Source organism: Segatella copri (genome assembly GCF_019249765.2).
In the GTDB taxonomy this organism is placed as follows: domain Bacteria; phylum Bacteroidota; class Bacteroidia; order Bacteroidales; family Bacteroidaceae; genus Prevotella; species Prevotella copri_K.
Map to the genome: position 1 here is coordinate 2793860 of NZ_CP152484.1, position 24130 is coordinate 2817989.

The window sequence follows — 24130 nt, forward strand, 5'->3', positions numbered from 1 at the left end:
CAAGAGACTTGCGTCTCATTTTTATTATTTAAGTGCAAATTTAAAGACTTTTCTGCGACTTAAAGTCATCAAATCAACAAAATAGGAAAAGAAATCACTAAAAAGTTGGTATTAAGGAGCAATATTCGACAAAATTGCTTATCTTTGCAAAAGCTTAGCAACACTTAGCAATTAGAAAACAACAAAATTCAACAGACAACAACTTGAGATACATTTACATCATACTGTTATCACTCGTTAGTCTGGCGTCCAATGCTCAGACCTTTCCATACCGTTATCTCCCTCCTATCACCATTGCACCTACCGAAGAGGCTAGCTGTATGTTCTTCGATAAGGAAGGTATGATGTGGGTGGGAACCAATGCCGGAGTGAAATCTTACGACGGCTATCATGTGAGAACCTACAAGACGAATGCTTATCAGCCAGGCATCCTACCCAACAATACCATCCGGTCCATAGCCGAAGATCATCAGGATAATCTCTGGCTGGGTACACGCAATGGTCTGGTAAGAATGAACAAGCGCACGGGAGAGTTCAAGACTTTCTTCCTACCAGAAGAATCGCAGCGCATCATCTATACCCTCTTCGTGTCGAAAGATGGAACCTTATGGATTGGAACAGATGGCGGACTCTCCTACTTCAATTCCAAGACCGAGACATTCTATACCTATAATAATAAGAATGCAAGGCTCATTGACATAGATGGCAGCAAAAACAGAATTACCAACTATAGCGTGAAAGCCATCATAGAAGACAGAAACGGCGACCTGCTCATCGGCACCTGGTCGGCAGGGCTCTTGCGCTTCCGCCGCGGAGGCAACACCTTCTATCGCTATCCACGACTCAACGCCACCAATTCTGCCTATTCCCTCTTCCTCGACAAGCACGACCATCTCTGGGTAGGAACCTGGGGATACGGTGTTGTGCGTCTGGACAATCCTGGGAATGTGCGACAGCCGGAAATGCATCAATACCCGTATAGCACCAACCATTTTGATACCTTCTATAAGATAGTACACGACCCTGTAACGAAGACGCTCTGGGCATGTACACGAGAAGGTGTGTGCTATCTCGAAGAAGATATGCCTAAGGCAGAATGGAAAGGTTATACCTCCATCGGCAACAACCCTCTCAACTTCAACAACGACATCGCTACCGATGGCAAAGGCAACATCTGGCTCTGCACGCAGAACAACGGCATTCTGCAAGTCAACACCCAGCCTTCGCTGTTCAAGCTCTGGAATCTCGATACCAGTCATACGAATCTCACCATCAACTACGTATATTCCATACTCACTACCGATGGCGAGAATTTCTGGCTGGGATTGAATCCATACGGCATCGCCCTGCACAACCGCAAGACAGGCAAGACGCTCTTCAACCAGGAGATTCCGGGCTTTGCCGGCATCCCGTCAAGAGTCTTCACCACAAGTATCTCGGATATTGCCAGGAGAAGCAATGGAGAAATCTGGTTTGCCCTCAACAGCTATGGCATCATCGTCAAGCCTCTGGGTAAGCCAGCCTACCAGATCAAGCACGAAACCCATCCATCGGTAATCAGGGAAGATTTCGTCAACACCTTCTTCGAATCGGGAGACAAAACACTCTGGATAGGACAGCGCAATGGTCTGAGCATCGTTACCCCTGATAATCAGAGCCATCTGATCACGATGAAGGATGGTAAGAGAGACTTGACTTCATGCGATATCCGCCATATCTCGCAAGACAAGAAGGGAAATATCTGGCTTGCTACCGATAATGAAGGCATCATCCGCATATCGGGTAATGCCAGGAATCCAAAGTCCTTGAAATACAAGCAGTATAACCCAGACCATCACAACTTTGCCATTGATGATGCCACTGCCTGCCTCGAAGACTCGAGAGGAAGACTCTGGGCTATCTCAAAGAGTGGCGGACTCTTCCTATATAATAAGGTGGAAGACCGTTTTGAACCGAAGAACCACGAATATCATCTGCCGGGCGACCGTGTGTTCACCATCAAGGAAAATGAAAATGGCAATCTCTGGCTCACCACCGACTATGCCCTCGTGAACATCATCTGGGGTAATGACAGCGAAAAACCGAAGGACATCACCTACTTTACCAGCGAGGACGGCATAGGAAATGTTCTCTTCTCGCCAAATACGGCATGCAAGTATGGCAAGGAACTCTTCTTCGGAAGTCGAACCAGCTTCTTCTCGTTCATGCCGTACATGAAGGCTAAGCTAAAAGGTAATAGAAGACCGAAACTGGTGATAACAGACGTCATCATTGATGACCAGTCTTTCGCCCAACTCGACTCCATCGACAAGGAAGAGATTTCGAAAGAAATGCCTGCCTATACCCGCAAAATCACGATACCGGCAAGGGTGAAGAAATTCTCCGTAGAATTTTCTCTTCTTACCTACGGCAATACAGAGAAAAACGTATATGCCTACCAGCTGGAAGGTTATGACGAAGACTGGCAGTACTGCTCCAAAGGTGTCCATAAGGCAGTCTTCCAGAATCTTCCTTCCGGAACCTATCACCTGAGGGTAAAAGCTACAGACGGCTACGGCAAGTGGCAGGAACTGCCATACACCATCGCCATCCAGGTTTTGCCGCCATGGTATGCTTCCCGAATAGCCTTCATGTTCTATATCCTGATGCTCATTGGCGGCATCTTTGCTGCGGCACGCTGGTACAAGGAAAGGGTGAAGACCAAAAACAGCCTGCAAATGGGCGTTATCCTTACCAATATCACCCACGAGCTGCTCACCCCTCTTACCATCATCTCTGCCACCATCTACAAACTCAAGGCGATGGCACCACAGTATGAGGAAGACTATCTCGTGATGGACAGCAACATCAACCGCACCACCCGACTCCTGCGACAGATTCTGGAAGTAAGAAAGTCGCAGGCAGGACAGCTGCATCTGCTCGTGAGCCGCGGAAATCTGATTTCGTTCATAGAAGAAGCCTGCGAGAATATCCGTCCGATGGCTGAACACCAGCAGGTTACCCTATCCCTGGAGAAGCCGAAGGCAGAAGGCATGGCATGGTTTGATGCCGACAAGATGGATAAGATTATCTACAACCTGCTCTCCAACGCCATTAAATATAATAAGGTGGGAGGCAAGATTGATGTATCGCTCAGCCTCGGCAAGGAGCAGGCAGTCATCACCATCTCGGATAATGGCATCGGTATGTCGAAGGAGAAGATGAAGCATCTCTACACCCGATTCTTCGATGGCGACTACCGCAAGCAGAACATGCCGGGAACCGGTATCGGACTGTCGCTGACCCACGACCTGGTGAAACTGCATCATGGCGACATCCAATGTGAGAGTCAGGAAGGCGAAGGCACTACTTTCACCATTACCCTGCCTATCAGGAAGAGTGCGTATGCACCTGACGAGATAGACAACTCAGACAAGCCAAACGCTGTAAATCAGGAAGCTATCAGGCAGGCAAGTCTGGAAATGAAGCAGGTTTCCCAACCAGTTTCTGATGAAAAACCTAAACTGGCACCTGTCCGCCAGAGCATCTTTATCAGAAAGAACGTAAGCAAGATTCTGGTGGTTGAGGACAATGAGGAGTTGCTCGCCCTGATGCTGCAGGTTTTGAGCAAGAACTATCATGTGTTTACGGCAAAGAACGGAAAGCAGGCGATGAACATCATCCTGAAGGAGAAACTCGACCTCGTGGTGAGCGATGTGATGATGCCTATTATGGACGGTATCGAACTGACCAAGCAGCTGAAGGCAAACAAGAGTTTCTGGCAGTTGCCTATCATCCTGCTCACCGTCAAGAACAAGGAAGAGGACAAAACCGAGGCTTATGCCGTAGGAGCAGACGCCTATATCACCAAGCCGTTCAAATTTGAGGAACTGGAGGTGCGCATCAATGCCCTGCTTGCCAACCGCAAGAAGATGATAGAAAAGATTCAGGCTGAGGTTTCGCTCCAGGCAAATGTCGAGAGCGAAGCACAGGCGCATCTCAGTAACCCGGACCAGGCTTTCATCAACAGCGCCACAGAGATGGTGAAGAAGCATCTGTCGGATGCTGAGTACGACCGCGAAGCATTTGCCAAGGATATGGCGATGGGCGAATCTACCCTATATAATAAGGTAAAAGCCACAACCGGTCAAACGGTCATTGCCTTCATCACCAGCATCCGCCTGAAGGAGGCTCAGCGCATCATCCGGTCGAACCCTAACATTCTGGTCAGCGATGTGGCAATACAAGTGGGCTTCAACACCCCGAAGTATTTCTCTAAGTGCTTCAAGAAGGAGTTCGGCATCTTCCCGAAGGAGTATGCAGAGCAACTGAAAAAGAGATAAATACCCTACCAAACTGGCAAAAAAATAACACGGACAAATTGAATTTGTCCGGCTCTTTTGCCAGACCCCTTGTAACAGCCTAATAAATAGCTACTTACAAAGAGCCGGACAATTTGTCCGGACAAATTCAATTTGTCCGTGTTATTTTTTTTAGAGAAGCCTGCAAGAGGTTAAGCTCTTGCAGTATACAAAACGGTGAGTTACGCTATCAAAAACTATGAGTTACGCCCCACAAAACTATGAGTTAGTTTTCTTAACATAAAGCTCTAAAGCAGCCAAAGGAGAATAAGAGAGGTTGGAACGTAAACAGTTGGGAATGAGTAGATTTGCACAAAGTTGCCAAATCGGCATAAAGCAAGCGAGTGAGGAATATTGAAGTAGTTCAGTTACTAAATCGTGAGCCACAGTTACCTATGCAAAGCAGGTAACAATGCGGAAAGGCAACTTTGTGCATCAACGGATTTTATTGCGCTGATTCTCAATGTTTTGCGTATCAAGGAACGCTTACAAAATGATTATATTTGCACACTCAAAATGTAAGCGTTATGAAAATCGAAAAATTCAAGGTGTTGCTCTACCTGAAAAAGAGCGGAATGGACAAGAATGGAAAAGCTCCCATCATGGGACGCATCACGGTGAACAGGACTATGGCGCAGTTCTCCTGCAAGTTGTCTTGCACTCCATCGCTTTGGAATCCTCGTGCCAGCCGATTGGAGGGCAAGAGCAAGGAAGCCGTGGAAACCAACAAGGACATCGAGCAGTTGTTGCTTTCCATCCAAAAGGCTTTCGATGTACTTGTGGAAAAGAGAACGGACTTCGAGGCTAAGGATGTCAAGGAGGCCTTGCAGGGCAGCGTCAAGACACAGACCACCCTTCTCTCCTTCGTGGACGAGCATATCAGTGAACTCAGCACCCATGAGGGCATAGATATGTCGAAGAGCAGTGTCTGGACTTACAGAAAGATTCGCAAGAATCTCGCTGAGTTCATCGGGGAGAAGTATAGGTTGACTGATTTGGCTTTCGGACAGCTGACCGAGCCTTTCATCAGCGACTTTCACCATTACCTGCTTGACGAGAAAGGCTTTTCATCAGGAACCATCACCATCTATGTGTCGCTCTTCAAGAAGATGTGCCGCATTGCCTTTGAGCGAGGCTTGTGCAAGAACCTGCTGTTCGCCCATTATCGGGTTGGCACTCCAAGGGTTACGACACCCAAGTCTCTCAGCATGTCTGATTTCATAAAAATCCGTGATGTGGAACTGCCCGAAGACAAGCCTAGACTATCCGTTAGCCGTGACCTGTTTCTTTTCGCCTGCTATGCAGGAACAGCCTTCATAGACACCGTTTCCATCACGAAAGCCAATGTCAAGGTGTTGGAGGATGGTGACAAATGGCTCGTCTATAACCGCAAGAAGACCGGAACACTTGCCAGGGTGAAACTCCTGCCCGAGGCGTTGGAGCTGATGGCGAAATACGAGGATGGGGCAAGAGATACCCTTTTCCCATTGCTGAGCACGAATCGTGTTCGTATCGATCTCATCACCATCTGCAAGTTGGCGGAAACGAGCAAGACCTATTCCTACCATTCGGGACGACACTCGTTCGCCAGCCTCATTACGCTGGAGGCTGGTGTGCCGATGGAGACCATCTGCAAGATGCTCGGTCACAAGGATGTGAAGATGACGCAGCGGTATGCGAGAGTAACCCAAAAGAAGCTGTTTGAGGACATGGACAAGTTCATCGCTGCAACCGAGAAGGACTTTATTCTCGCATTATGAACAGGGCTTTCAACTTTTCTTTTTACAGTTTCAACTACATTATTATATTATAAGGACAACAACTATGAGCAGAAGTACATTTTCAATTTTGCCTTACATCAACAGACAGAAGGTGAAGGCAGACGGAACAGCCAACATACTTTGCCGCATCACCGTTGACGGCAAAAGTGCAGCCATTTCCACAGGCATATCCTGTACCCCACAGGAGTGGAACGTCAAGAAGGGAGAGGTACGGAACGCAAGGGACAACGGACGATTGGCAAGTTTCCTTGCTGAGGTCAAGGATAAATACAACTCACTTCTTTCCACCAACGGCATCATCACCGTGGAAATGCTGAAGGCTGTGTTGAAGGACAAGGACACGACAGGAAGGTTCTTGCTGAACTTTGGTGATACCATCGTGGAATGGTATCGAACCTCAAAAGCCAGACAAACCTTCCTGCACAAGCGGACATGGCAGAAGAACCTGAGAGCCTTTGTCCATTCGTTGGATAAGGACGACATCGCCTTTGAGGACATAGACGAGAATTTCGGGGAGGAATACAAGCTGTTCCTGAAACGAGACCAGGGACGTATCGACAGCTACGTGAACCATTGCCTTCTCTGGCTGAACATGTTGATGTACAAGGCAGTGGACAGGAGCATTATCCGCTTCAATCCCATAGCCAAGATAGGGTATGAGAAGAAGGCAGCCCCGAAGATGACCCATATCAGCAAGGCAGACTTCATCAAGATGCTCTCTACTCCGATGGCTGACGAGCGAACGGAGCTTGCACGCAGATGTTTCATTTTTGCCTCGCTCACCTCCTTATCCTATATAGATGTAAAGAAACTGTACCCTCACCATATCAGTGAGAACTCCGATGGTAGGAAGTTCATCCGCAAGGAAAGAGAGAAGACAGGCGTGGAGTTCTTCGTGCCACTCCATCCGATAGCAGAGAAGATTCTTTCGCTCTACAATACCACGGACGACAGCAAGCCTGTTTTTCCACTGGGTGAGAAGAAAGACATCTATCTTGATGTGCATACCCTTGGAATGGTGCTTGGCATAAGTAATAAGTTGGGATTCCACGCCAGCCGCCATACATTCGGAGTCTTGATGCTCAACGAGGACATTCCCATCGGCAGCATAGCCAAGATGATGGGACACGCAGACATTACAAGCACGCAGGTCTATGCGCAGGTGACGGAGCAGAAGATTTCAAATGACATGGATAAGCTTATTGCCAAGCGAGAAAGGAACAGATTATCGAACGAAAAAACTATAGGAAAATGAACAGAGGAGTTATAACTATCAGCGAGAGCGGAACGGTATCCATGCCGACCGATACTGTATGGATGACCATGCAGGAGATTGCCGACATGTATAATGTGTTCGGCTGCTATGTGCGCAAGGCTGTCAAGGCTGTATTCAAGGACGGCATTCTGAAAGAGCAGGGTGTACGCCGTCATGTCAGGAAGAACGACCGCATCAGCTATGATGTGTATAGCCTTGAACTCGTCATTGCGGTAGCCTTCCGTATTGACAGCATTGAGAGCCGAGCCTTTCGGGAGTTCATCATGCAGTCCGTCATCGGCAGACAGACAAGCCGCACTAAACTGGTCTGTATCTTTACAGAGAATGCAAAGGCATAGACCTGCCATAAAGCAACGTTCCTTGGAGGCTTTGCGCCTCCAGCCACTTGGGCGAACCACCGCAGTGTGTTTTAGCATGGTATTAGATTTATACAGGTAACACAAATGATACCCGGCAAACACGACCAACTCGGTATAGCCAATAAAACGAGGCGACAACCTATAACAACCACACTCGGTAAGTTATACGTTGTCGCCTTATTTTATGCCGTCAAAAGCAACCTACACATTCTTCGTTCGGTACGCCTCACGATAGTTAGCCATCAGAATCTTCTGAATGTCGGACTCGCGGTAGAGTATCTTTCCGCCAAGCTGGATATACGGGATGACACCGTTGTTTCGGTAGTCCTGCAGGGTTCTTCGGCTCAGTTGCAGCCTGGCGCAAAGCTCCTTGTCCGTCATGAAGCGCTCACCGCCAAGCATGGGGCGGTAGTTCATCACGGCACGTTCAAAATTGTCAACCATTCGGTTGAGGTGGTTCACGATGTGGTTCATCCACTCGCTGTTTCTTGTCATTACTTCATTGCTCATAGTTGTCTCGTTTTATTGTTGATACTTACGTTACTCGGTTTACTTGCTGCTTTGGATTAAGTGGCTGTTGTATATTGACAGCCTAACCTGTGCGCTTGCGAAAGCGCATGTCCTTTTTCTTGTCCTCCACTACTGCTACGATAGCCATCACGTCCTCCGGCTTGTAGTAGGTCTTGTGGCTGATTTGCGTATAAGCCAAAGTTCCGTTGTCCCGAAGCGTCTGCACTGTCCGTGGGCAGATGTTGAGCGTCTGACACACGTCCTGCGTGTCGAGCCACTTGTTCATGGTCTTGTCCTCACTGCGCTCACGGATTCTGTCCATGCGCTTCACGAAGTTCTCCAACTGGGCATCAAGATAGTTGAATGCCTCTTCCTCGAATACGATGAATCCCATACTTTTCTTTTTTCTAAGTTAATACTATATTGTATGTCGCAAAGCTCCACGCATATGCTGTGCTCCACGTTTGTGAGTGCAAAGATAAGGCACGGCAATCTAAAAACAAGCGTTTTCAATTTCTGTGGCAGTATGTTGCCGGGGTTTGCCGACTTCAACGCCAAAAACAACAAGAAAAACTTGCACGACTGCAACGGATACATGAACAATGATGAGTTGAGAAATACGTTGAAGTTCTCACAACTATCTCGGTATGCAAATAAGCAAGCCACAACTAAATTGCCACGTTACACCCAATCAGTTGCATGGCTGCACTCAGTACACTTACTTTGCACCCGACAATCGGTCAATGGTGCAAACCGTGACCACTATACCAACAATTTAAACAATGTAAGTTATGGCAAGAACAAAAGAAACGAAAATGTCTCCTGAACAGCAGGAGAAAATGACACAGGAGGTGATGGTTTCGCTTCAACCATCCACTTATGGTAAAGACTATGCCCAAAAACATAGCTCTTTCTTTGAAGAGGTGGAGAACTCCGATTTAGAAGTTGTGACAGAGGATGTGGCTGCAACAACCTCCAACATGGAGGACGAGCTGACGAACGAGGCTCAATCGCCACCGAATCCGCAGAAGCGCATCAGTGGCAAGCAGCGCAAGGCGACATTAGAGGAGTATCAGCAGACCTTCCTCCAAGTTCCAAGGATTGACGACCGCAAGCCAGTCTTCGTCAGTTCCGATGTACGAGACCGTCTTGATCGTGTCGTCCGCATCCTCGGAGGGAGACGCATGAGCGTATCGGGCATCATCGAGAACATCGTGCGCCACCACCTAAGCCTTTATGAAGAGGACTTCGAGGCTTGGCGCAAATTGTGAGAATTAAGGTCTGCGACCTTGGACGTGGATAGCTGAAAGGCTGTAATTCCAACTAACGTGTTCTGAGAGGGAGCGAGGTTATGTTTTGGGAACCCCAAAACGCCTCGCTCCACCATGAGGGCGGAGAAATTTTGCTCCCGACGGTCGCAGAAAGTGAGTGTACCAACTGTAAACAGTATATCGAATGACAAGCATACATGAACAATACAAGAAAAAGGGCGGAAGACCGCCCACAGGCAGGGTTCGCAAGCTGTCGAAGTCTGTCACGGTGAAGTTCTCGAAGCCAAGCTACGAGGCATTGAGACTGAGGGCGAGAAAAGCCAACCGCAAGTTGGCGGAGTACATCCGGGAGTCCGCCTTGAACGGCGAGGTAGTCAGCGGACACAACACGGAGGCGGTTGCCATTGCCAAGAACCTTATCGGCATGGCAAATAACCTCAACCAACTTACCAAGCTGTCGCATCAGAGAGGTTTCCACGAAACCCATGTATTTGTGGTGGACTTGTTGAGGAGATTGAAAGACATCCTTGGCGAGTATCGCCAAGCAAGTCCAAAATCGAAGCCATGCGGAATGAGCAGAAAGGAGGATACCACATGATAGGCAAGCTAAAGAAGGGCAGCTCATTTGGTGGTTGCATCCGTTATGTTACAGGCAAGGACGAGGCGAAAATCATCGCCTCGGATGGTGTGTTACTCGGCACGAATGCCGAGATAACGCAAAGTTTCGAGCTACAGAGGCAGCTAAATCCAAGGATTAAGAAGCCTGTGGGACACATCGCATTGAGCTTCAAACCCGAGGACAAGCCACGTTTGACGGATGAGTTCATGGCTAAGATAGCCCTTGAATACATGCGGATGATGGGCATTACCGATACCCAATTCATCATTGTAAGGCATCACAACACGGACAATCCTCATTGTCATATCGTGTATAACCGCATCAACAATGAGAGCAAACTCTTATCAGACAGGAATGATTACAGGCGTAATGAGCAGGTGACCAAGGCTCTAAAATCCAAGTATGGACTGACTTACGGAACGGACAAGAGCAAGACTAACACTCGCAAATTACGCAATGCGGAACGTGCCAAATACGAGATTCACAATGCCGTCAAGGATGCCTTGAAAGGCGCTGATAGTTGGCAGAAGTTCAAGAATGAACTAGCAAAGCGAGGTGTTCTCTTGGAGTTTGTCTATAAGGACAAGGAGCGAACCAAGGTTCAAGGCATCCGTTTCTGCAAGGATGGATATAGCTTCAAGGGTACGCAGATTAGCCGAGAATACAGCTTTGTCAAGTTGGATGCAAGACTTGGCACAGAGTATAATCGTGTATCGCCAAGAGCCGAATCTATGCAGGGAGGACAACCAAGTTGTCACCAAGTAGAACAGACTCAACCAACGGCAGAACATACCCAAGACCCTTGGAGTGGTATTTCTTCCATCGACTTGTTCGCTCCGTCTAATGCCCAAACTTATGAGCCATTCCCAGAGGAAGAATCCGCCAAGAAGAAAAAGAGAAAACGCAGAAAGGGCTTCAGCCTTTGATGCAAGTTACAAACTTAAAATTAGAATCGAACATGAAAGAAGAACTATTGGAAGCCATCTACGGCACAGTTGAGAGATTGGAGCAGAAAGTTGATGAACTTTCTGTTTCCACAAAGAACGCAGGAGCGGAAACCGTTCCTGCAAGTAATGACATAACCAAGTTGGATAAGTCAATCAATGCGATGTTTATCAAAGAAGAGGAAGTCAGAGATAAAATATCCAAATTAAGAGATGCCATTATCGTTTTTGCTGACCTTATTAAGGTTGAACTTGGCAAAAATGAGCAGCGAAGCAAGTTCTTGGTTGATGCTGTCAAGCAGATGAAACAAGAGCATACTGTCACCTCAAAGGCATTGCAAGATAAACTTGAATTGATGAACAAATCACCTCAAAAGAAGGTTGTAACCCATCACTTCGAGCCAACCTCAAAGAATGTTCTTCTTTTCATTGGTGGCTTGGCTCTATCCCTTGTCATTTCCATTTGGGGCAATCTCACCCAATGGCGAGATTACCAAGATTGGGAGGAGGCAGACTTGAAATATAGGGCATTGAAGATGGTGCTTTCTACTGATGACCCAAACATTCACTACATTGAAAAGTACTTCTCTATATGTCGAGACGAAAATGTTATAAATAATGTGAGGAATCGTGTTGCTGCTTACGAGGATTCTGTTCGCCACCATTATAAAATGATAGAAATGGCAACATACAAGGATAGTCTTACCAATTGCAAATTACTTGAAATTGAAGGTAAGAATATGCCTTGAAAAGCCAAATAAAGGACTTTTTCTTTATGTAACACAATTTTAATATTTCCGCAAATACGTTGTAATTTTCATATAGTACCTTTGCAACGTCATGATTCCTTATATACTGAGGATTGATAAGAATATAATAGATTAAGCAATAAAAAAATAATTATACAATGAATAATAAGGGGATTTTAACAACGGCCTTGTGCCTATCTGTAATGACCTTGACGATGGCACAGAGTATCACGGGAAAAGTAGTGGACACCAAGGGTGAGCCTTTGGCTTTCGCCAATGTGGTGCTCCTAAATCGGCAAGACTCCGCGTTCGTCAAGGGAGCGGTGAGTGGAGAGGATGGTAGCTTCTCTATAGACTCCATCTGCAATGGCGGAATCATCAAGGTAACATCCGTGGGCTACAAAACCATCTGCAAGGATTGCGAGGGTGAAAATGTGGGTGTCATCAAGATGGAAGAGGACAGCAAGATGCTCGGTGAAGTTGTGGTGAAATCATCACGCCCTGTTATTGCCATCAAGGGCAATGCCTTGGTTACTACTGTAGTTAATTCTCAACTGTCTCATGCAGGCACGGCGAACGATGTGTTGCGCCAAGTGCCGATGGTTACTGGCAGGGATGGAAACTTCGAGGTGTTTGGTAAGGGTACGCCGCTCATCTATATCAATGGTCGTCTTGTCCAAGACAAAAATGAACTTGCACAGCTCAATTCACAGGACATCAAGAATGTTGAAGTCATTACAAATCCTGGTTCCAAGTATGATGCCTCCGTCAAGTCTGTCATCCGCATTCGCACCAAGTTGCCACAAGGTGACGGCTTTAGTGGAACACTTCGTGCGCAAAATGGCTTCCGCCACTATTTTTCGAGCATGGAGCAAGCTAACTTGAAATACCGTACGGGTGGACTGGAGTTGTTCACCAATCTCAATTACTATGGCGGCAAATTCTATAGTCATGAGAATACGAACATGGAAACGCAAGGTTCTACTACTTGGCTTCAGAACATAGAGAGCATCAACCGCATGAGAAATAATGAGTTCTTTGGCAAGTTTGGCTTGTCATGGATGATCAGTGAACGTCATTCCATCGGTGCTTACTATATGAATGGAGTGGGTTTACAAAAGCCTCATTCAGATTATAGCTCTATATCGTATGCCAATGGTAAATTGGACGATGAGGTTTCAGCTGTGAAAGAGGGGAGAATTCATGCTGTGCCGAAGCACCATGCCAATATCTATTATAATGGTGATGTAGGCAAACTGGGCATTGACTTCAACATGGATTATATGTGGAGAAAGAAGCATGAAAATTCCGATCAGTCTGAGACGAATATGAATCAGCAGAAGAATTTGGTGGCATCCACAAGCATTGGACACTCACGGATGTTTGCGGAAAAGTTGGTGTTGAGCTATCCTTTGTGGAAAGGACAAATCGAAGTGGGAAATGAATATACAGCCTCTCAGGTGCTGAATGATTTCAATATCAATATGGCAACCATTGGCAACAGCAATACCAAGAGTGACGAGAAGAACATGGCTGGTTTCTTCTCCATCGGTCAACAGTTTGGGAAAATCGCAGTAGAGGCAGGTCTTCGCTATGAGCATGTTCGTTTTAAATATACAGAGGATGGACAACTCAAGGAAGATAAGAGCAAGACTTACAACAACGTGTTCCCTTCACTCGCCATTTCTACAGAGATAGGTAAGACACAATGGGCATTGAGCTACAACAGCAAGATGCAGCGTCCATCATACGATGACCTTGATGGAACACTCAACTATGTCAATCGCTTGACCTTGCAAAGTGGTAATCCTTATCTTTCTCCTGTCAAGATTCATTCCGTGGAGTTGATGGGTGCTTGGAAGCAATTCTTTGCAAAGGTATCATACGAGTACAAGAAGAATGCCATCATCAACGAATCGAAACCATACGGCGAGGATGGAGAAATGAAGTTGCTCACGATGGAGAATACGCCAAAGATACAAGAGTTGCAGGCTTTCCTTGGCGCACAATTCCAAATCGGATTTTGGCAACCAAAGGTAAATGCCGGCATCATCAAACAGTGGTTCTCTGGGGAATATCTGGGTGAACGCAAGTCCTTCTATAATCCATTAGCTGTAGTACAGTTTCAGAATGCCATCCATTTACCAGGCGACATCTGGATGAACATAGACATAGAATGGAACAGCCGTGGTAACAAGGAAAATATGAAACTCAGTTCTTCCTCATACCTCAATGCCAAACTTTACAAGGCTTTTTGCAGAAATCGTTTCTCGGTTACGCTCGAAGGTAACGACATCTTCAACAAGAGCAATCGTGACGTACAATTCTACAACAAGGATGTTACGCTTTGGCAAAGCATCACAAACGACAGCCGTTCCTTGCTCTTGACATTGCAGTATAACTTCAATACATCAAGAAGCAGATACAAGGGACAAGGTGCTGGTAAAGAGGAGTTGAATCGCTTCTAAAAATAAAAAGAGGTATCCGAAAATCTTAAAAAGAGTAGGAATATTTCGTAATTTTATACATTATGGAAACAAACACTTTATTGAAGCTCTCAGAGAAAATAGAGCTTTGTGGATTAGAGGACGAGTGCAAATAGTCCTCGCCCTCGCAGTTGCTTTCTACAAGATACCTTATCCTATATCCATAGATGCTAATGGTGAGGTCATCAATCAGAGAACAGTGCAAGTGTTTGTGCCATACAAGTATTTGTATCTTTTCGATGAGCCAAGGACGGCTCATGTATCTTTCGAGGGCAACGATAATGCATCTTATAACTGCGACATCACAAGCCATAAAGCCAGGCTCATACATAGGGAAGATGGTAACTATTTTATGGCTATAGCCACTGTGAGTACACAGGGACAAAAGTCCCCTGTGTTGCAAAAGTACATGAAAGCCGATGTCAGAATCATCGTCAGCAACAAAACGTTATGGCAGCAGGTATTCGGATAAGCTATATCCGAATACTGCTGTTTGTTTTTGGATACATATTGTTGGTAAGCATCAGATTTAACTCAAAAAGTTCTAAATTCCGTAAATTTCTCCTTGCTAGTTATGGGATATTTAGAAAATTGTCGTATCTTTGTCCCCGAATTGAGGCGTTCTTTGCATATTGCAAAATACAGAAACGAGCAGAAGTCCGCTCGTTTCCATATTGTTACCTATATAATATAGGCAAACGCCCAACTTCTTGATTTTCAATCAAAGCCCAATTTAGAGTGAGTTAGTTTTCTTAACTTAACTCATGTTTCGCAAGTGGTTTAAGTACGGGCTAGGAGTTTCTGCCCTTTCAGAGCGTGTGGGGCAAAACTTGCGAAAGCTCAGTTATATATATATACTCATACAATCATAGAAAAGCATATAAATAATTAAAACTTTTTCAATATCCGCTAAAAGAAAATGACAAAAAAGTTTGGTGTTTCCAAAAAAATGCATTACCTTTGCCATCATAAAATAAACAACGAAACGACATAAAAATTATGATGACAATCGAAGAATACAGAGCAGCCATCTTGCAGGCTTTACTCGATGCTAAGAACGAGGACGGCACTCCAGCCATTACTCCAAGGGAAGCACAGGAAGCACTCAACGGATTTACCGACGACGAGTTGCAAGACGGAATCCTATGGAATTCGCCCGAAGACGTGGCATCAATTATCCTCGAGGGATAAATCACGGAAGTTATATTCAGCTACCAACAGATAAGAATAGGAGCAAAGACCCTTTTTGCGGGGGTTTTGCTCCTATTCCCATTTATACTTCCTGTTCTTTCTTCCTTTAAAGACAGTCTTCAACAGCCCCGCAATACTTCATTTCTGTTGCAAAAGCAATAAAAAACTAAAGAATGCGACAAAAAACAAAAGAATGTGCAATTTTTCTTTCACAATTCAATTATTATTTGTAAATTTGCAGCCGCATAAACGGAAAGGGAACTTGCAAATCCCTCTTCAATCAGTTTAAAAAGATAATTTTACCGGTAAAAAAGATATATTAAATAATGAAGATAGAAAACGAAATCATCAGCTCGGTCATCGCTGCGGTGAAGGAGCTTTATGGTCAGGACGTACCTGAGAAGATGGTAGCCCTGCAGAAGACCAAGAGTAATTTCGAAGGTAACCTTACCCTCGTCGTATTCCCATTCCTCAAAATGTCAAAGAAAAAGCCTGAGGATACAGCACAGGAAATCGGCGAATACCTGAAGAAAAACTGCGCTAACGTTATCGCAGACTTCAACGTGGTTAAGGGTTTCCTCAACCTTTCTATCGCTCCTGCCGCTTGGGTAGGACTCTTGAACACCATCAACGCTGACCCTAAGTTTGGTGAGAAGCCAGTTACTGAGAACAGTCCGCTCGTTATGATCGAGTACTCTTCTCCTAACACCAACAAGCCTCTCCACCTCGGTCACGTGCGCAACAACCTCCTCGGCTGGTCATTGGCCCAGATTATGGAGGCTAACGGCAACAAGGTAATCAAGACAAATATCGTTAACGACCGTGGTATCCACATCTGTAAGTCTATGCTCGCCTGGCTCAAGTGGGGCAATGGCGAAACTCCTGAAACTTCCGGCAAGAAGGGCGACCACCTCATCGGTGACTACTATGTAGCCTTCGACAAGCACTATCGTGAGGAAATCGCAGAGATCAAGGCTCAGTACATGAAGGAGGGCATGGACGAAGAAGCTGCCACAGAGAAAGCTAAGGTAGAGGCTCCGCTGATCAAGGAGGCTCACGAGATGCTCGTAAAGTGGGAGAACAACGACCCTAAGGTACGTGCTCTCTGGCAGAAGATGAACAACTGGGTTTACGCTGGCTTCGATGAGACTTACAAGATGATGGGTGTAAGTTTCGACAAGATATATTATGAGTCAAATACTTACCTCGAGGGTAAGAAGAAGGTAGAAGAAGGATTGGAGAAGGGTCTCTTCTTCCGCAAGGATGATAACTCTGTTTGGGCTGACCTCACCAACGAGGGTCTCGACCAGAAACTCCTGCTCCGTTCAGACGGCACCTCTGTTTATATGACTCAGGACATCGGTACTGCCGACCTCCGTTTCAAGGACTTCCCTATCGACAAGATGATCTACGTAGTAGGTAACGAGCAGAACTACCACTTTCAGGTACTCTCTATCCTGCTCGACCGTCTCGGTTTCAAGTGGGGTAAGGACTTGGTTCACTTCTCTTACGGTATGGTAGAGTTGCCTAACGGAAAGATGAAGAGCCGCGAAGGAACCGTAGTAGATGCTGATGACCTGATGGCAGAAATGATTAAGGACGCTCGCCAGACAAGCGATGAGCTCGGCAAGTTCAAGGACATGAGCGAGGAAGAGCGCCAGGAGATTTCACGCATCGTGGGTCTCGGAGCGTTGAAGTACTTCATCCTCAAGGTAGATGCCCGCAAGAACATGCTCTTCAACCCAGAAGAGAGTATCGACTTCAACGGTAACACAGGTCCTTTCATCCAGTATACCTATGCCCGTATCCGCAGCATCATGCGCAAGGCAGCAGCCGAGGGCATCGAGATTCCTGCAGAGTTGGGTGCAGATGCTCCTATCAACGAGAAGGAGATCGACCTCATCCAGAAGATGAACGACTTTGCAACAGCCGTAGCCGATGCTGGCAACAACTACAACCCTGGTGGTATCGCTAACTACTGCTATGAGTTGACCAAGGAGTTCAACCAGTTCTATCACGACTACAGCATCCTGAATGCAGAGAGCGAGGCTGAGAAGATTACCCGTCTGGTTCTTGCTGCCAACGTGGCTAAGATCTTGAAGAACGGTATGTCTCTGCTCGGCATCGAGGTTCCAGAAAGAATGTAATATATACATAAGATATAATAACCTACAATTTAAAAATAAAAAAAATATTGACTATTTGACATAATGAGCATGGCCCTGGAGCTCGACTCCAAGGCGCATGCTCATTTCAGTTTTAGCCAATCCTTTTTGTTTTCCAACCCCAAAAAGAAAAAAGATGAATAAAATGCCCGTAAATCCTCCTTCATGGAGAAACGATACTGTTTTGCCTCTACCCAACGAGGTAGTAGCCAACGCCTGGGCTGTGGATGCCGCCTGTTCCGGCAATCCCGGTCCGATGGAATACCAATGCATCGACCTTCAGACCGGTGCCCAGGTTTTCCATTATGGTCCTATCCACGGCACCAACAACATCGGCGAGTTTCTCGCCATCGTCCACGCCCTCGCCCTGATGCAACAGAAGGGCATTACCGACAAGATAATTTATAGCGACAGCGTGAATGCCCAGCTATGGGTAAGCAAGAAACAATGCAAGACCAAACTGGAGCGCACTCCCCAGACCGAGCAGCTCTATCAGGTCATCGCCCGAGCCGAGAACTGGCTCCGCACCCACCCCATCAACATACCTATTATAAAATGGGAAACGAAGAAATGGGGCGAGATTCCAGCCGATTTCGGAAGAAAGGGATAAGTTTTTTCAGCCTTAGCGCTTCGGATTCTTTTCGTAATTTTACAGTAGTATTAATCTTGTTTTTTAAAAGAAATAATATGAGATTTTATACAGAAGAAGATATATTAGATAAGCATATAGGCAAGATAGGAAGTCCTCATCGTGATCAATTTGAGAATGAAATCAACAGATTCTTAACCAAAGAGACCACCAAACTCCCAGATTGTTCTTGCTGATTCAGTAAGCATCACCTTTAGATAGACTGTTTAAGAAATAAACGAAGCCATCATCAAAATACTCTTCACTCTTCACCTTTCGGCCGGAAACCCCTGTGTTTATCGGCATTCCGAGGGGTGAAGAGTTGTTTTTATCTCTTCACCCACTCTTCACCACTCTTCACCTTCAGGAACGGAAACAGATGCGAAAGACAGATAGGAGGATTGCAAATCTGCCAGAACTGAAGGGTGAAGAGTGGTGAAGAGTAGGTGAAGAGTGCCCGAATACTCTTCACCCCTCGGAATGTCTTACTACAGAAAAAGTGTACACCATTTTAACTTAAAAAAGTAAAATGGAAAGTAAAAAGAATGTACCAAACACTTACAGCTTGGACTTTAAACTAAAAGTCTTGTCAGACATGTGTGAGAATGGCTTGTCAACATTTGGTGTCGCAAAAAAATATGGTATAAAAACCCATACGACGGTACTTTATTGGCTTCGACAATATGTTTTAACGGAAAAATCATTATCTTTGTCGCAGGAAACAATGCAAAAGGTAATGGATATGCGCAAGAAACATGAATTAAGACAGGCAGCACAGGTAAAGACTCCTGAGGAGAAGCTGCAAGAGGAAGTGAGCAACCTTCGCAAAGCTCTACAGTATTCAGAGCTTCGTAATGAGGCCCTTCAAGAGCTTCTGAAGATTGGTAAGGAAGAGTATGGCATCGACTTGCTAAAAAAAGCTGGCGCCAAGCAGTAGACAACCTCCAACTCAGACACCCGGAACAATCTCTGGGTTGCCTGAGTGGACTGTTTGGCAAGACGCGAGGAGGTTATTACTCTGTTAGCAAGCAGAAGAGACTGGAACGTGACATACAAGAGACCACGATGGTGGCTGTGATCAAAGAGATTCGCGAACAAGCTCCTGGCACCGGTGCCTACAAGTTGTTCTTGATGCTAAAGAGCACATTTGCCGACAAGATGGTAGGTCGTGACAAGTTCTATAAGTTGATGCGTACGCATCAACTTATGCTTCCACCGATGCGCCGCCGACACACGACGAATTCGAACCATAACTATCGAAAATACAAGAACTTGGTTAAAGGGTTTGCTCCTACAAGACCTAACCAACTTTGGGTTGCAGACATTACCTATGTGGACACAGATGAGGGTGTTTGCTACCTTCATCTGATAACAGATTCTTTCACACATGAGATCATAGGCTGGGTTGTTTCCGACACCTTACTTGCCATCAACACGCAAGAAGCTTTAGAGCAGGCCATACGACAAGCAGACGCAGAGAGCCTACTGTATCTGATACACCATTCTGACAGGGGATCCCAATACTGCTGCAACGCATATGTAAATCGCCTAAAGGAAATCGGTGCAAGCATAAGTATGACAGAGGATTACAAGCCAACAGATAATGCCGTTGCAGAACGAGTGAACGGTATCATCAAGCAAGAGTGGCTTTATAGGATGAAACGTCCCAAGAACTTGGCTGCCCTAAAAAGCATCATGGAAGGGATTGTTCGATTCTATAACGAAGAGCGACTTCACTATAGCAATGGGTTGCTCACACCGAAAGCCATGAGGGAAAAACACTCTTTGGAGGCTTCACGCCTCCAGCCGTGAGGCAAACCACCGTGGTGTTTTTCATAGTTTTGTTTTGGTAGAACCAATAAAAAATATTAACTTTGCAGCAAAGGAGGTGTTGTCAGAACACATATGTAAAGATTATTGACGTGTAAACCATTTCAGTAAGGCTTTTCTTATTGTGTATAGTATTTTAGTAAGAAAGTAAAATTAGTGTATAGTAAACCAGTAAGTAGAACAAGAAAGGTGTACACTACTTTCAGTTAAAGACACATCAATCATCGCAAGTACTTGCATCTATCATCGTAAGTACCTGCATCGACCATCGTAAGTACCTGCATCGACCATCGTAAGTACCTGCATCGACCATCGTAAGCACTTGCATTAATACACGCTATTTTGCTCGAAATGGGGTAAAAACACCATTTCGAGCAGAATTTACTTGGCATTTACAAACCGATACTTCACTTTCGCCATCGGATAATTATCATTCAGACGCAAGATGATGCGATAAACGTTATCCTTCCATTGCGTCTTCATGATGCCATCCGTCATCTGCACCTTTTCTACTGATGCAGAGAGATACTGCGCATCATATTCCAGACGAACCAAACCGCCCTGAAGGAGGATTCTGCCTGCCTTCTGAACCACAGGCTTGCCATACGACATCAGGATAATCTGGTTATCGAAAACCTGACCGTTCAGTCGGTCCTTCTCTATCTGCAGGGAATCGAGCTTGTACTGCTCGGTTACTTCTACCCAGTTATATTCCCGGTCCAGGGCGATGGTACGCTGCCATTTTTCCACATGCGCTCCTTCGGTATAAGCCTTTTCGAGATTCAACGATAGGGAAGAAACACCATCTGCAAAGACATGATTCACTTTCTCGGCACGATACTTCCTGCCATCCTTCTGCTCCAGACCATTGATGATAGGAACATTGTGATAAGCCGAACGGCAGTTCATCAGCTCGAAGCGCTGGTTGCTAAACGACTTCGAAGTATAAGTATCACGACCCAGGTCGATGACCACCGGCTGATTGTTGTGATAAACGATGAAGTTTCCGATATCATTGTGGTTATGGCTTTCGGCATTGTTTCCGCCTTTCGCCGCCACAAACCAGTTCTTGTTGCTCGCCACCATAATCTGGGAATTTAACAGATAGGCATCTTCCGTCTTAGGCTCTACAGCCGCTGTTGCCTGACACTTCGGCAACATGGAGAGGAGCATCAGTTCCCTGCCCAGCTTCGGATAGTTGCCCGATTTCAGGAAGAGCGTAGAAGGCTTGAGGGAATACTGATATTTCTTGCCCACATAAGCCGCCAACTGCATCATCTGCTCATTCTGTAAAAACTCACCGTATGGGAAGAGGATGTTGATATTCGGAACATTCTGAGCCTGGGCATCCGAGAAATTCACGAAGGTAAGGTCGTTGATATACATCGTAGTGATGAATCTGCCCATATTCTCCACCTTCTTCTTCTGAGCTTCATTCAATGTCAGAACCGCCTGCTTAGGAGCAAACTGCATGAAATAGAGCGACTCGAAGAACGAGGCTCCGGCACAATCCCAATAGCTGACACCTTCCTCGCAACCACCATCATCGGGATAACCCTTCATAAAGGTTCGCAGACATTGCTGCACTCCCTTGAAGGCAGCATCCCGCAGCTTGGCATCGGGTTCGCAGATCAATACGGTCTGCAACCAGTTGGCTGTAATCCAGGTATTCCAGTTGTTGGCATTGTTCTTCCAGCCCTGCGGCTGATTCAATACCGGCTTTAGGAATCGGCGATCTATCTCGCTTCTCACCTGATCACAGAGTCCCTTTTCCTTCCTGTTGATTTCATCTTCCAGCATATAGAGGGTCCATGCAAGCATGCCTGCCGTCTCAGCATTGAAGAGATCTACAGGCTGGATATCCTTTTCAGGATGGTCTTTCGGATAATGCGCCGGTATTCCCCACCAGGGTTCCTTCTCTATAAAATAATGTAGACCCTTGCGGATGGAAGGCAGGAACCGTCCCCTGCCCTGCATGATTTCCGCCATCACCAGACAGACAAACTGTTTTCTGATACCGAAGCTAGCCTCCTCATATCGGGTGCGGTTACCATTGGTTCGGAACTCGGCAAACATCGAGTTAGGAATGGCATTCCAAGGTTTCTTCTGATAGAGATTGCCCAACCGGATATAGTCGTTGCGCATCGCCAAAGGCACCTGCTTCTGCCAATACTTATCGCCAGCCTTCGGGAAAGGCACAAAAAAAACTTGGGCTTTCATCAACATGGATGAAAGCACCAAGTCTAATATCATTATCAATTTCTTAGTCATATCGTTTACTTTTTGCGTACAAAGTTACGAAATTATAACAAGACCGAAGTCTAGAAAAAGATAATTCTAGAGAAAAAATCGCTGTAAAGCGGTATTTTAAGAGAGAGAGTTTCACAATTTCCTCTGTTTATCCACCTAGAACAGATTACTTCCTCAAAGAATTGGCTGTCAGTTCCAGAAGGCTCTGCAGATAATCATAGTCAGTATCCTTCATCATCTTGACAAGAGCTACAGTACATCTTCGTACAACAAATGAATCAATGCCTTTCAAAAAACATAATTGTATCTTTAAACCAAAACAAAGAAGCAGCCTTTCTTAAAATAGCAGAAGTTGATAAATTATAATGATATCCATACTTCCTCATTCGTTCTATGACATACTCATTTGTGTGGCAGTTGACGTGCCCCCATCCTTTTTGATTAGGAATAGCCCAACTTAACAATATATATTTCTTAGAATTATTCACTAAATTCTGTATAAATACATCTTCATATATTTGCGGAATATGTTCACCTACTTCCAAACAAAGTATAAGTTCAAAAGGTTCTTTTACACTTATAGGAAGCGTAAAATCAGCATATTGACAATAGAAGCCATCATTAAAAAGTAACGAAGACATCTCTTTTACATGAGGATTTCCATCATAACCATTCACTTTATAACCTTGTTTATATAGAAGATAAGTATACCATCCTGGGCCACATCCAAAATCTGCCACATCTCTAACTTTTAATAAAGATAATAAACTTAATAGCTCCCTTGCTAAACTCTTGTCGAAAAAATGTCCTACTATTGATTTTGTTCGCCAAGCACCATTTTGAGTATCAATGTTGGCACGCTCATCACAAAGTAGGTATTTTTTTATGTTATCTTTGACTTGTACAGATTCAATTCCATCTATTTTTCTACAGAAAATAGCATCGCTCGTAATAATACCAAACCAATTTGATTGATCAAGAACATTAGGATGACCATCCTTCGTTCCTCTCCAATCAATATATCTTAAGTTGTCATCTATTACATTTTTGGCAATAGAAGAATTCATCACAATTGTTGCAAAGAAACTTTCTTCTGGAGCAAAAGTATACTTAAGTCTACGATAAAAACTTTTATTCTTTTGTGACACTATATATTCAGCACACTGCTTCGTAATGGAAAACCAGTTGGAACCTCCATAAATATGCTCATATTGATCTGGGATTCTTCTTTTGAACCCTATTATTTTCTGTAAATAAATGATAAAATCAGAAAGTTTATTACCCCATGGGAAATAAGTTACAAAGTTCAATCTGAAATATTGAAACCTTTCATAAGTTCCACGTTCCCATTCCTCATAAGGCAATTGTTCTGTTCGAATAAACTCTTTTCCCTCATACCGTTCGAAGAAATGGAGAATTTCCGTCATGTTCTTAATCGGATAGTCTTGTCCGCTTATCATATGAAGGTAAGTTATTTCTGGGTCAGCAATTGCTTTCTCCATTAAAAACAATTCTGCTTTCAACAAAGAAAATGTTCCCCAAGTTACTTTATATTTTCTATACACACCTTTAACAATAGGGCATAAGTCAAGCCAAGACAATTCTTTTTGAGTCAACAATGCCTTTCTATCTACATGAACGTAGATATGAAAAGAATCATTAAAAGAAAGAATCAGCTCCTTTAATTGCTTGAAATTCTTATGCCAAATTATCAATACTCCATGCTTCATG

21 protein-coding genes are annotated in these 24130 nt (G+C 45.0%); 15 read left to right on the forward strand and 6 right to left on the reverse strand.

All coding sequences use genetic code 11. The features are described from left to right. The first annotated feature begins 203 nt into the window (after window positions 1-203). From KUA46_RS11920 to KUA46_RS11935, 4 genes are all read left to right on the forward strand, one after another. A complete protein-coding gene (locus tag KUA46_RS11920) occupies window positions 204-4322 on the forward strand; it encodes a hybrid sensor histidine kinase/response regulator transcription factor (RefSeq protein WP_218487716.1) in 4119 nt (1372 codons plus the stop codon). A 545-nt stretch (window positions 4323-4867) separates the two neighbouring features. Continuing rightward, complete coding sequence (locus KUA46_RS11925) at window positions 4868-6100, forward strand: phage integrase SAM-like domain-containing protein (protein WP_434725795.1); 1233 nt, start codon at window positions 4868-4870, stop codon at window positions 6098-6100. Window positions 6101-6164: 64 nt separating this feature from the next. After that, complete coding sequence (locus tag KUA46_RS11930) at window positions 6165-7376, forward strand: tyrosine-type recombinase/integrase (RefSeq protein WP_434725796.1); 1212 nt, start codon at window positions 6165-6167, stop codon at window positions 7374-7376. Beyond that, window positions 7373-7735, forward strand: coding sequence for a hypothetical protein (locus KUA46_RS11935; protein WP_218487997.1), 363 nt, complete (start codon window positions 7373-7375; stop codon window positions 7733-7735). The genes KUA46_RS11930 and KUA46_RS11935 overlap by 4 nt, the downstream gene beginning before the upstream one ends. A 222-nt stretch (window positions 7736-7957) precedes the next feature. Here the strand turns inward: KUA46_RS11935 and KUA46_RS11940 are convergent, their stop codons facing one another. Then, window positions 7958-8266: a helix-turn-helix domain-containing protein gene (locus tag KUA46_RS11940; protein WP_217762391.1), complete on the reverse strand. Its 309-nt coding sequence runs from the start codon at window positions 8264-8266 to the stop codon at window positions 7958-7960. An 82-nt stretch (window positions 8267-8348) separates the two neighbouring features. Then, the gene (locus KUA46_RS11945; protein WP_008656559.1) at window positions 8349-8660 is read right to left on the reverse strand and encodes a helix-turn-helix domain-containing protein; all 312 of its coding nucleotides are present in this window, start codon (window positions 8658-8660) and stop codon (window positions 8349-8351) included. A gap of 397 nt (window positions 8661-9057) precedes the next feature. Between KUA46_RS11945 and KUA46_RS11950 the strand changes: the two genes are divergently transcribed. The 9 genes from KUA46_RS11950 to KUA46_RS11990 all read left to right on the forward strand — a co-directional run bounded on the left by KUA46_RS11950 (window position 9058) and on the right by KUA46_RS11990 (window position 18301). Further along, window positions 9058-9537, forward strand: coding sequence for a DUF3408 domain-containing protein (locus KUA46_RS11950; protein WP_218486647.1), 480 nt, complete (start codon window positions 9058-9060; stop codon window positions 9535-9537). Window positions 9538-9721: 184 nt separating this feature from the next. Then, the gene (locus KUA46_RS11955; RefSeq protein ID WP_218487993.1) at window positions 9722-10135 is read left to right on the forward strand and encodes a MobC family plasmid mobilization relaxosome protein; all 414 of its coding nucleotides are present in this window, start codon (window positions 9722-9724) and stop codon (window positions 10133-10135) included. Then, entirely contained in the window at window positions 10132-11082 is a 951-nt protein-coding gene (locus tag KUA46_RS11960; protein ID WP_434725797.1) for a relaxase/mobilization nuclease domain-containing protein, read from the forward strand. Before KUA46_RS11955 ends, KUA46_RS11960 begins: the two co-directional genes overlap by 4 nt. A gap of 32 nt (window positions 11083-11114) precedes the next feature. Then, window positions 11115-11849: a hypothetical protein gene (locus KUA46_RS11965; RefSeq protein WP_106813128.1), complete on the forward strand. Its 735-nt coding sequence runs from the start codon at window positions 11115-11117 to the stop codon at window positions 11847-11849. 215 nt (window positions 11850-12064) lie between these two features. Continuing rightward, window positions 12065-14317, forward strand: a complete 2253-nt coding sequence (locus KUA46_RS11970) for a TonB-dependent receptor domain-containing protein (RefSeq protein ID WP_218487948.1) — start codon at window positions 12065-12067, stop codon at window positions 14315-14317. Between the two features lie 106 nt (window positions 14318-14423). Continuing rightward, window positions 14424-14807, forward strand: a complete 384-nt coding sequence (locus KUA46_RS11975) for a hypothetical protein (protein ID WP_255081172.1) — start codon at window positions 14424-14426, stop codon at window positions 14805-14807. Window positions 14808-15334: 527 nt separating this feature from the next. Beyond that, window positions 15335-15526, forward strand: coding sequence for a hypothetical protein (locus KUA46_RS11980; protein WP_118081417.1), 192 nt, complete (start codon window positions 15335-15337; stop codon window positions 15524-15526). A gap of 326 nt (window positions 15527-15852) precedes the next feature. Then, window positions 15853-17673, forward strand: a complete 1821-nt coding sequence (argS, locus tag KUA46_RS11985) for an arginine--tRNA ligase (RefSeq protein WP_218487947.1) — start codon at window positions 15853-15855, stop codon at window positions 17671-17673. A 154-nt stretch (window positions 17674-17827) separates the two neighbouring features. Beyond that, window positions 17828-18301 carry an RNase H family protein gene (locus KUA46_RS11990; protein WP_153091509.1) on the forward strand — a complete coding sequence of 158 codons (474 nt, stop codon included), beginning with the start codon at window positions 17828-17830 and terminating at the stop codon, window positions 18299-18301. A 346-nt stretch (window positions 18302-18647) separates the two neighbouring features. Here the strand turns inward: KUA46_RS11990 and KUA46_RS11995 are convergent, their stop codons facing one another. Further along, window positions 18648-18791, reverse strand: a complete 144-nt coding sequence (locus KUA46_RS11995) for a hypothetical protein (protein WP_217326892.1) — start codon at window positions 18789-18791, stop codon at window positions 18648-18650. A gap of 57 nt (window positions 18792-18848) precedes the next feature. Between KUA46_RS11995 and KUA46_RS12000 the strand changes: the two genes are divergently transcribed. After that, entirely contained in the window at window positions 18849-19256 is a 408-nt protein-coding gene (locus KUA46_RS12000; protein WP_218487984.1) for a hypothetical protein, read from the forward strand. Window positions 19257-19306: 50 nt separating this feature from the next. Next, window positions 19307-20131 (forward strand): IS3 family transposase, encoded by an 825-nt coding sequence (locus KUA46_RS12005; RefSeq protein ID WP_256625117.1) that lies wholly within the window; start codon window positions 19307-19309, stop codon window positions 20129-20131. A gap of 399 nt (window positions 20132-20530) precedes the next feature. Here KUA46_RS12005 and KUA46_RS12010 read toward each other — a convergent pair whose 3' ends face one another. From KUA46_RS12010 to KUA46_RS12020, 3 genes are all read right to left on the reverse strand, one after another. Further along, window positions 20531-22420, reverse strand: a complete 1890-nt coding sequence (locus KUA46_RS12010; protein WP_218487506.1) for a heparinase II/III domain-containing protein — start codon at window positions 22418-22420, stop codon at window positions 20531-20533. Between the two features lie 145 nt (window positions 22421-22565). Then, window positions 22566-22691 (reverse strand): hypothetical protein, encoded by a 126-nt coding sequence (locus KUA46_RS12015; RefSeq protein ID WP_256625071.1) that lies wholly within the window; start codon window positions 22689-22691, stop codon window positions 22566-22568. Then, window positions 22678-24129 (reverse strand): beta-1,6-N-acetylglucosaminyltransferase, encoded by a 1452-nt coding sequence (locus KUA46_RS12020; protein WP_217326894.1) that lies wholly within the window; start codon window positions 24127-24129, stop codon window positions 22678-22680. Before KUA46_RS12020 ends, KUA46_RS12015 begins: the two co-directional genes overlap by 14 nt. Window position 24130 lies beyond the last annotated feature (1 nt).